The organism is Streptomyces sp. DH37 (genome assembly GCF_029813835.1).
In the GTDB taxonomy this organism is placed as follows: Bacteria; Actinomycetota; Actinomycetes; order Streptomycetales; family Streptomycetaceae; genus Streptomyces.
Map to the genome: position 1 here is coordinate 1 of NZ_JARVKV010000149.1, position 1012 is coordinate 1012.

Annotated in this window: 1 pseudogene; it reads left to right on the top strand. The window is 65.4% G+C overall.

Annotation, left to right across the window (positions count from 1 at the left end):
- Positions 1–40: 40 nt before the first annotated feature.
- Positions 41–1012, top strand: a pseudogene (locus QC029_RS30405) (hypothetical protein); the annotation flags it as partial.

Consider the following 1012-nt stretch of genomic DNA (forward strand, 5'->3'; position numbering starts at 1 on the left):
GCGTCTCGGTGGATGCGGGCAGTGACGGGGTGGGGTGAGGGTGGCCATCCGCGACGAGATCGACTTCTCCGATGAGGAACAGTGGCTGTTCTTCCTCCTGATCGGCGAAAGACCCACCGACGCCCTCTACAACCTCGGCTACCACAGCCACGAACTGTTCGAACACCTCGCCACCGACATCCTCAACCTGCGCGAGACGATCACCCAGTCGGTCGCCGACGCCCAAGGCGCCCTGCCCACCCAGGTCACCGACAGCTACGTCCAGGCCATGTCCACCCTCACCGGCGCCACCGGCGGCACCGACCACCTCCGGCAATTCGCCGACCAACTCCACCTCATCGCCGCCGGCCAGATCGAACAATCCCAGCAGATCATGAAAGCCAAGATCGACATGATCTTCGAGCTCGGCATGCTCCTGCTGGAACTCGCCTTCATCACCGCCACGGCCTACTTCACCGGCGGCCTCTCCCTCACCCAGACCGCCCTGGCCCAGGCCCGCACCCGCCTCACCCTGCTGATGATCATCCACCAGCTCCTGGGCCGCCTCCACATCCTGCCCGGCATCACCGAAGCCCTCCAAGAAGGCCTCCTCGAATTCGCCGCCCAGCTCACCATGCTCACCGTCAACACCGGCGAACGCCGCCCCGACGGCATCGACTGGACCGACATCGGCAAAAGCGTCTTCGCCGGCCTGCTCACCGGCTCCCTCATCTCCCTCCTCAACACCCCCGCCCCCTTCCTCAAAAACCTCATCGACGACCACGCCGACACCTGGGGCGGCAAACTCCTCGCCGAAGGCACCGAAAACCTCTGGAACGCCGGCGCCGAAGGCTTCGGCGAAGGACTGGGCGAATACCTCACCCAAGGCCTCCTGGACGGCGAATGGGACTGGAACTGGAACACCGTCGCCGGCGGCACCGCCAGCTCCCTGATCACCAACCCCGCCTTCGACACCGCCCACCTGGCCGGCCTCAACCTCCACCACAAATGGCACACCACCACCAACTTCACC